Raw genomic sequence first — 7844 nt, 5'->3', positions numbered from 1 at the left:
CGTGTAGGGGGTGAGAGGACGACATCCGGAGGGATCCCATGGGGAAGCTGGTTCTGGTCGAGCATCTGTCGCTGGACGGGGTCATGCAGGGGCCGGCCGCGGCCGATGAGGACACGCGGGGCGGGTTCGGGCGCGGTGGGTGGGCCGTGGCGGGGAACGATCAGGTCATGGGCGCTGAGATGGGCAAGCGCATGGGCGGGGACGGGGCCGTGCTGCTCGGGCGGCGGACGTACGAGGACCTCTACGGGTTCTGGCCTGGGCAGACGGACGGGAACCCGTTCACGGACGTCCTGAACCGGGTCACGAAGTATGTGGTGTCGCGGACGTTGGGCGAGCCCCTGCCCTGGGAGAACTCGGTGCTCGTACGGGACGTGGCCGGCGTGGGCGAGATCAAGCGGCGTACGGGGCTCACGGTGATCGGGAGTGGGGAGCTTTCGCGGGAGCTCATGCGGCAGGGCCTGGTAGACGAGTGGCTGCTGATGGTCCATCCGCTGGTGCTGGGGAGCGGGCTGCGGCTCTTCGAGAGGGTCGAGCAGGGTCTGCGGCTGGTGGATTCGGTCACCACGTCGACCGGGGTCGTGATCGCAACGTATGAGAAGGAGGAGGCATGAAGCTTTACGCGCTCAACATGATCCAGCCAGTGGGCGACCCGCCGCCGCCGGAGGTGCTGGGCCCGGTGATGGCGGAGCTCGCGAAGATCCGGCGGGATCTGGAGCGGGAGGAGTGCTGGGTGTTCGGGCGGGGGCTGCACGGGCCCGAGGCGAGCACCGTGGTGAAGGTGCGGGACGACGACGTGATCGCGACGGACGGGCCGTGGGCGGAGGGCAAGGAGCACATCGGCGGTGTCACGATCATCAAGGTGGAGGATCTGGACGCGGCGCTGAAGGTGGCGGCGAGGTTCGCGCGCGCGACGGGGCTGCAGATCGAGGTGCGGCCGTTCCAGGGCGAGGTGTGATCGAGCAAGTCTTCCGGGAGGAGCACGGGCGGGCGGTGGCCGTCCTGGTCCGAGTCTTCGGTGACGTGGACGTCGCCGAGGAGGCGGTCCAGGACGCGTTCGCGGAGGCGGTGCGCAGGTGGCCGGAGCACGGCGCGCCGCCCAGCCCGGCCGGGTGGATCATCACGACGGCGCGGAACAAGGCGATCGACCGGCTGCGGCGGGAGGCCGCGCGGGCGGGCAAGCAGGCGGAGGCGGTGCTGATGACCGCCACCCGGCCGGTCGAGGTGCATTCCGTGCGGGACGAGCGGCTGCGGCTCATTTTCACGTGCTGCCATCCGGCGCTGGGGATGCAGGCGCGGGTCGCGTTGACGTTGCGGCTGCTGGGCGGGTTGTCGACGGCGGAGATCGCGCGGGCGTTCCTGGTGCCGGAGAAGACGATGGCGCAGCGGCTGGTGAGGGCCAAGGGGAAGATCCGGGACGCGAAGATCCCCTACCGGGTTCCGGAGGCGGAGGAGCTTCCCGGACGGCTGTCCGCGGTGCTCGCCGTCGTCTACCTGGTGTTCAACCAGGGGTATGGCGGGAGCGAAGAACTCGCGGTCGAAGCGGTCAGGCTTGGGCGCGTTCTCAAGGAGCTGATGCCGGACGAGCCCGAGGTGCTCGGGCTGCTCGCGCTGATGCTGCTCGTCGAGTCGCGCAGGACGGCGAGGCGGCGGGACGGGGAGTTGGTGCTCCTCGACCGGCAGGACCGCGGGTTGTGGGATCGCGGGCTCGTGGAGGAGGGGCGGGATCTCGTCCGGCGGTGCCTGGAGATCGACCGGCCTGGGCCGTACCAGATTCAGGCGGCCATCAACGCGGTGCACAGCTCGGGCGGGGATACGCGGTGGGACCAGATTCTCCGGTTGTACGACCAGTTGATGGCGGTGGCGCCGAGTCCGGTCGTCGCGCTCAACCGGGCCGTGGCGGTGGCCGAGGTCGAGGGGGGTCGAGGCCGCGCTGGAGTTGGTGGATCGGCTCGACCTCGGGCAGTACTACTTGTTCCATGCGATTCGTGCTGATCTGCTGAGGCGCCTGGGGCGGGACGCGGAGGCCGCCGAAGCCTACGGCGAGGCCATGGAGCGTACGGAGGACGAGGCCGAGAAGGCGTTCCTCAGGCGGCGGGCTTCGGGCTGAAAGGGGACCAGCCCGCCGACCGTGAGCTGCCAACCGGTCATGACCAGTGGCCATTCGGGGCGCGAGCCCTGCGGGTGTTGAGGCAACTCGCTCACGTGCGCAGGCGGCTCACCTCGTACAAGGCGATGCCCGCGGCGACTCCGGCGTTGAGCGACTCGGCGGTGCCCGGCATCGGGATCGTGACGAGCAGGTCGCAGGTGTCGGCGACCAGGCGTCCGAGCCCCTTGCCCTCCGAGCCCACGACCAGCACGAACGGTCCGGACGCGACCTCAAGGTCGGCGACGCTCACGCCGCCGTCCGCGTCCAGCCCGGCGACGAAGCAGCCGGCCTTCTGGTACGCCTTCAGCTGCCGCGTCAGGTTCGTGGCCTGCGCGACCGGGATCGAGGCGAGCGTGCCGGCGGATGACTTCCACGCCCCCGCCGTGACCCCCGCCGCGCGCCGCTCCGGCACGACGACGCCCGTCGCGCCGAACGCGGCCGCGGACCGGACGATCGCGCCGAGGTTGCGCGGGTCGGTGATGCCGTCCACCGCGACGATCAGCGGGGCCGTCCCCTTGAGCAGGTCGTCGGGGTGCGCGTACCGGTACGGCTTGACCTGCAGCGCGATGCCCTGGTGGACGGCGCCGTCGGTCAGCCGGTCCAGCTCGTTCTTGCCAGTCTCCAGCAGCGGGATGCGGCGGTCGGCGGCCATCTGGATGGACTCGCGCACCCGCTCGTCCGTCCCGGACATCACGTACAGCGCGGTGCCGGGGACCTTGGCACGCAGCGCTTCCACGACCGGGTTCCGTCCCGTGACCAGCTCCGGGACCTCACCGGTCGCGCGCCGCGCCCCGGCGGGACGGCCGGCCGGACGCGACTCCGGAGCGTCCTTCGCGCGCACGCCCGGACCCACCGTCGGGGTGCCGGTGCGCTTGGCGCTCTTGACGGCGCGGGCCTTCTGGCGCTTGCCGTGCCAGTGCCGGTCCTCGGCCTTGGGGGTGGGTCCCTTGCCCTTGCGTTTTGCTGCCATTGTCGATTACGCCCCTTGCGACGATTGCGTGCTCACTCGCCCTCGCGGCTGCCGGGCGGCTCAAGATCTCAGCGGGACGGCGACGAACCCCCGCGAACGTTCGATTTTATCCGGTACTAGCCGCGCTTCAGTTCCCAGCGCGGCCCTTGCGGGGTGTCCTCGACGAGGACGCCGGCCTCCGACAGGCTGTCGCGGATGGCGTCGGCCGCCCCGTAGTCCTTGCGGGCGCGGGCCGCCTGCCGCTGTTCCAGCGCGACCGCGACGAGGGCGTCCACGACGGGACGCAGGTCTTCCTCGCCGGAGGTGCGCCACTGGGGCGACAGCGGGTCGAGACCGAGGATGTCCGCCATCGCCCGGACCGAAGCCAGGTGGCTCCGCACCGCGTCGTGGTCGCCGGACGCGAGGGCACTGTTCCCCTCCCGGACGGTCTCGTGCAGCACGGCCAGCGCCTGCGGGACGCCCAGATCGTCGTCCAGCGCAGAGGCGAACCCCGACGGCACTACCGAAAGCGACCCCGCCCCCACGACTTCCGATGCGCGTGTGACGAAACCCTCTATCCGCTGGTAGGCGGAGACGGCCTCGGCCAGGGCGGCGTCGGTGTAGTCCATCAGCGACCGGTAGTGCGCCGAGGCGAGGTAGTAGCGCACCTCGACCGGACGGGCCTTTCCGAGCAGATCGGGTAGCAGCACCACGTTGCCGACCGATTTGCTCATCTTCTCGCCGTCCACGGTGAGAAGCCCGTTGTGCAGCCAGTAGCGGGCGAACCCGTCGCCGGCCGCCTGGGACTGGGCGATCTCGTTCTCGTGGTGCGGGAAGATCAGGTCGACGCCGCCGCCGTGGATGTCGAACGTCGGCCCGAGGTACTTGGTCGCCATCGCCGAGCACTCCAGGTGCCAGCCGGGACGCCCGTCGCCCCACGGCGTCTCCCACGACGGCTCGCCCGGCTTGGCGCCCTTCCAGAGGGCGAAGTCGCGCGGGTCGTGCTTCAACTCCTCGTTCGGGGTGTCGCCGGCGGACCGCATGTTCTCCAGCCGCTGGTTCGACAGCGCGCCGTACTCGTCCGCCCACGACTTCACGTCGAAGTACACGTCGCCGCCCGCCGCGTACGCGTGCCCCTTCTCGATCAGCCGCCGCATCAGCGTGATCATCTCCGGGACGTGCCCGGTGGCGCGCGGCTCGATCGTCGGCGGCAGGCAGCCGAGCAGGTCGTAGCCCTGCGTGAACACGCGCTGGTTGCCCTCGGCGATCGCGAACCACGGCACGCCGCGCTCCGCCGCCACCGCGATGATCTTGTCGTCGACGTCGGTCACGTTGCGCGCGAACGTCACCTCGTAGCCGGACGCGCGCAGCCAGCGCAGCAGCACGTCGTAGATGACGCCCGAGCGGAGATGCCCGATGTGCGGGGACGCCTGCGGGGTGGCGCCGCACACGTACATCCCCACGCGGCCCTCTTCAAGGGGCTCGAACGTGCGGACGCTACGAGTACCGGTGTCGTAAAGGCGCAGGCTCACAGACCCAGGTTATTGGATCGGAGTCCGACTGCGCGGCGCATCGCACCGCACGGCCCATGCCGTTCGGTCACGCACCGTCTTCTCCGTTGAGCCGGGCGGCGCGGGTCTCCAGGTAGCGCCGCTCGGGCAGGCTGGTCGTGGCGCGCGCGGCCTCCCAGTAGGCGTCCCGCGCGGCGGATCGGTCGCCGGACATTTCAAGCAGGTGGGCACGGACGGCCGCGAGCCGGTGATGTCCGGACATCCGGGTGTCCTCGTCCAGCGGGCGCAGCAGGTCGAGCCCGGCGGACGGGCCGTCCACCATCGCCAGCGCGACGGCCTCGTTCAGCGTGACCATCGGGTTCGGGGACAGGTGCGCCAGCAGCCGGTACAGCGCGAGGACCTGCGGCCAGTCGGTGTCCTCCGGCCGCGCGGCCTCGGCGTGCACGGCGGCGATCGCGGCCTGCACCTGGTACGGGCCGGGCGGCGACCAGGTGAGCGCGTCGGTGATCAACGCGGTGCCCTCGTCGATCTCGTCCCGGCGCCAGCGCGTCCTGTCCTGCTCGGTGAGGGGGATCAGCAGCCCGCCGTCCGTGCGGGCCGCGCGGCGGGCGTCGGTGAGCAGCATCAGCGCGAGCAGTCCGGCGACCTCGCCGTCGCCGGGCGGCAGCCCGTGCAGCGCCCGCGCCAGCCGGATGGCCTCGGCGGTGAGGTCGGTCCGCTGCAGGTCGGGCCCGCTGGACGCGGTGTACCCCTCGTTGAAGATCAGGTACAGGACGTGCAGGACGGCCCGCAGCCGCTCGTCCCGCTCGCCCGGCGGCGGCATCGCGAACCGCGCCCCGGCCGACCTGATCTTCTGCTTGGCGCGGCTGACCCGCTGCGCCATCGTCGCCTCCGGCACCAGGAACGCGCTGGCGATCTCCGCCGTCGTCAGGCCGCCGACGGCCCGCAGCGTCAGCGCGACCTGCGAGGGCGGCGACAGCGCCGGATGGCAGCACAGGAACAGCAGCGTCACCGTGTCGTCGCGGTCGCCGGGCCGGTCCTCGTCCGGGCCGGGCGCGGGCACCTCCTCGGCGAAGACGGCGGCCTCCCGGTCGCGGCGGGCCCGCTCGCTGCGCCACTGGTCGGTGAGCCGCCGCGTCGCGACGGTCAGCAGCCAGCCGCGCGGGTTCTCCGGGACGCCGTCCCCCGGCCACTGGACGGCGGCGGCGAGCAGCGCCTCCTGCACGGCGTCCTCGCACGCGTCGAACGAGCCGTGCCGCCGGACGAGCGTGCCGAGGACCTGCGGCGCGAGGGTGCGCAGGAGGTCCTCGGCGCCGTCCGGGCCGGGGGGCGTGGTCACATCTCCGTCCCGCTGCCGCTCATGACCGCCCGGACCTCCATGCGCCCGCCGTAGCGGATGTCCGGCCACCGCCTGGCGATCTCGACCGCCCGCTCCTGCGACTCGCAGTCGACGGTGAGGTAGCCGGCGAAGTGCTCCTTGGCCTCCAGGAACGGCCCGTCCGTCACGGCCGGCTGCCCGCCCCGCGCCAGCACGGTCTTGGTGGCGGACGGGTCCGCGAGGGCCTCCCCGCCGACCCATTCGCCCGAATCGTTCAGCTCCTTCATGATCCCGTCGACCTCGGCGAACAGCGCGGTGCGCTCGTCCTCGGTCAGCTCCTCCAGGAAGCCGGGGCGGTTGAAGATCAGCAGCATGTACTTCACGGTCGTTCTCCTCGTCGTCGCGCGCCCCTCTCCGGGGCGCGTCACAGAAGGATCGGAGCGGCGGACGCGTTCTCGACATCCCCCGCGAGAAATCTTCAGGAAGATTCGGCCAGGTCCCTGACCTGGTGGCACACGACCGTGAAGGCGAGCGCGTCCGGCATCTGGGACGCGACCGTCGTCAGGTCCGTCCGGCCGGGGCGCGCGTGCACGGCCACGAGCCCGTTCTCGATCACCACGTCCTGGACGGCGTCCCAGGGCAGCCGCTCCCCGTCCTTCTCGACACCGTCCAGGTCCACGGTGTACGGGCCCATCCGGACGGTCTCCCCCGCCTTCACGGCCGCGAACCGGCGCGGGACGACCCGGGCCGTCACCTCGTGCGCGACGGCCACGCCGAGGGACCGCACGTCCGGGATGTCGTCGCCGAGCCGCAGCACGCTCCCGTCGTCCGCGACGATCGTGAAGCACCAGCGGATCCGCGCGCCCGGCCCGCCCGGGACACCGGCGACCGTGACCGAGACGATCTCGTCCCACCGGTGGCCGGCCTCGCCGCCGACCGCCAGCCCGCCGGTGTACAGCCGCGCGACACGGCCGCGGACGCGCGGGCGATCGCGTCCCGCGATCCACCCGACGGCCCCCGCGTACCCCATCGACAGCAGCAGCGCGGGGACGCCGGCCCACCACACCCGCTCGTGCAGGTACACGATGGCCGCCGGGACGAGCGCCAGCGCGGCCGCGCCGAGCAGCACCAGCCACGCCCACGCGCGGCGGTTGGCGGCCCGGCCGTCGAAGATGCGGACCGGTTCGCCGAGCCGGTCCCGGGAGAGCGCCACGCCGCGCTACCCGGCCGTGCGGGCCCGCGCCACGCCCCCGGGTCTGCCGTACGCCATCGCTGCCCTCCCCACGCCCTGTCGACGCCAATACCGTACGTCTCCGCCCTTATGGTGCGCAGTGGCAAGTGATCACTAAGAAGTTGCGGTTCGGCCCCGCCCCGGCTGGCTAACCTCGGCGGAGGACCCCTCCCTCCCGGAAGAGAGACATGGCATCTGATCCCGCCCGGCCGTCCTACACCCGCGCGCAGCGGCGGCTGCTCACCGCCCTCGCCGGGCTCGTCGTCGCCGCGCTCGCGGGCGGCGCGTTCGCGCTGACCTACGACATCGTCCGCGAACTCGCCGTCGCCGGCCGGGTGAGCCGCCGCTGGGCGCCGCTGTACCCGGCCATGGCGGACACCCTCACCGCGATGACGATCCTGTCGCTCGTCGTCACCCGCAACTCCCGCTGGTGGACGCGCCTGCTGCGCTGGACGCTGCTGATCGTCCTCGTCGCCGGGGGTGCGGCGATCTCCGTGCAGCACTCGGTCCGGGGCTTCGCCGACCTGCCGGACGACGCGCTGCGCGCCGGGGTGGCCGTGGCGCCGCACATCATGCTGGTCATCGCCGTCTGGCTGTGGCTGACGATGTTCAAGCAGATCCGCGTGGCGCGCCCCGCCGCCGAGGCCGCCCCCCTCGAAACGCAGCGCGGCCACGTCAAGGTCCTGGAA

At 72.3% G+C, this 7844-nt stretch carries 9 protein-coding genes; 4 read left to right on the top strand and 5 right to left on the bottom strand.

The genetic code is table 11. The annotated features are described in order from the left end of the window. Window positions 1-38: 38 nt before the first annotated feature. The 3 genes from E1293_RS41435 to E1293_RS50375 are packed head-to-tail and all read left to right on the top strand — an operon-like array spanning window position 39 to window position 1992. Entirely contained in the window at window positions 39-611 is a 573-nt protein-coding gene (locus E1293_RS41435; protein WP_132204712.1) for a dihydrofolate reductase family protein, read from the top strand. Next, window positions 608-955 (top strand): YciI family protein, encoded by a 348-nt coding sequence (locus E1293_RS49945; RefSeq protein ID WP_243717344.1) that lies wholly within the window; start codon window positions 608-610, stop codon window positions 953-955. The genes E1293_RS41435 and E1293_RS49945 overlap by 4 nt, the downstream gene beginning before the upstream one ends. Beyond that, a complete protein-coding gene (locus E1293_RS50375; RefSeq protein ID WP_279473346.1) occupies window positions 952-1992 on the top strand; it encodes an RNA polymerase sigma factor in 1041 nt (346 codons plus the stop codon). Before E1293_RS49945 ends, E1293_RS50375 begins: the two co-directional genes overlap by 4 nt. A 206-nt stretch (window positions 1993-2198) precedes the next feature. Here the strand turns inward: E1293_RS50375 and rlmB are convergent, their stop codons facing one another. The 5 genes from rlmB to E1293_RS41405 all read right to left on the bottom strand — a co-directional run bounded on the left by rlmB (window position 2199) and on the right by E1293_RS41405 (window position 7137). Next, window positions 2199-3116: a 23S rRNA (guanosine(2251)-2'-O)-methyltransferase RlmB gene (gene rlmB / locus E1293_RS41425; RefSeq protein ID WP_132204710.1), complete on the bottom strand. Its 918-nt coding sequence runs from the start codon at window positions 3114-3116 to the stop codon at window positions 2199-2201. 116 nt (window positions 3117-3232) lie between these two features. After that, window positions 3233-4627, bottom strand: a complete 1395-nt coding sequence (gene cysS / locus E1293_RS41420; RefSeq protein WP_132204708.1) for a cysteine--tRNA ligase — start codon at window positions 4625-4627, stop codon at window positions 3233-3235. Between the two features lie 67 nt (window positions 4628-4694). Next, window positions 4695-5945: an RNA polymerase sigma factor gene (locus tag E1293_RS41415; RefSeq protein ID WP_132204706.1), complete on the bottom strand. Its 1251-nt coding sequence runs from the start codon at window positions 5943-5945 to the stop codon at window positions 4695-4697. Then, window positions 5942-6298, bottom strand: coding sequence for a YciI family protein (locus E1293_RS41410; protein ID WP_243717346.1), 357 nt, complete (start codon window positions 6296-6298; stop codon window positions 5942-5944). The genes E1293_RS41415 and E1293_RS41410 overlap by 4 nt, the downstream gene beginning before the upstream one ends. Before the next feature lie 104 nt (window positions 6299-6402). Continuing rightward, window positions 6403-7137, bottom strand: a complete 735-nt coding sequence (locus E1293_RS41405) for a DUF6585 family protein (RefSeq protein WP_132204702.1) — start codon at window positions 7135-7137, stop codon at window positions 6403-6405. A gap of 206 nt (window positions 7138-7343) precedes the next feature. On the opposite strand from E1293_RS41405, the gene E1293_RS41400 reads away from it, so the two are divergent. Further along, window positions 7344-7844: DUF2637 domain-containing protein (locus E1293_RS41400; RefSeq protein ID WP_132204700.1), on the top strand; the 501-nt coding region annotated here is incomplete at its 3' end.

The organism is Actinomadura darangshiensis (assembly GCF_004349235.1).
Classification (GTDB): domain Bacteria; phylum Actinomycetota; class Actinomycetes; order Streptosporangiales; family Streptosporangiaceae; genus Spirillospora; species Spirillospora darangshiensis.
This window is presented reverse-complemented; position numbering and strand designations above follow the sequence as displayed.

What these genes read in the sequence shown, in the direction of transcription:
- E1293_RS41435 (WP_132204712.1), top strand. Translation starts at nt 39, where the DNA reads ATGGGGAAGCTGGTTCTGGTCGAGCATCTGTCGCTGGACGGGGTCATG.
- E1293_RS49945 (WP_243717344.1), top strand. Translation starts at nt 608, where the DNA reads ATGAAGCTTTACGCGCTCAACATGATCCAGCCAGTGGGCGACCCGCCG.
- rlmB (WP_132204710.1), bottom strand. Translation starts at nt 3,116, where the DNA reads ATGGCAGCAAAACGCAAGGGCAAGGGACCCACCCCCAAGGCCGAGGAC.
- E1293_RS41410 (WP_243717346.1), bottom strand. Translation starts at nt 6,298, where the DNA reads ATGCTGCTGATCTTCAACCGCCCCGGCTTCCTGGAGGAGCTGACCGAG.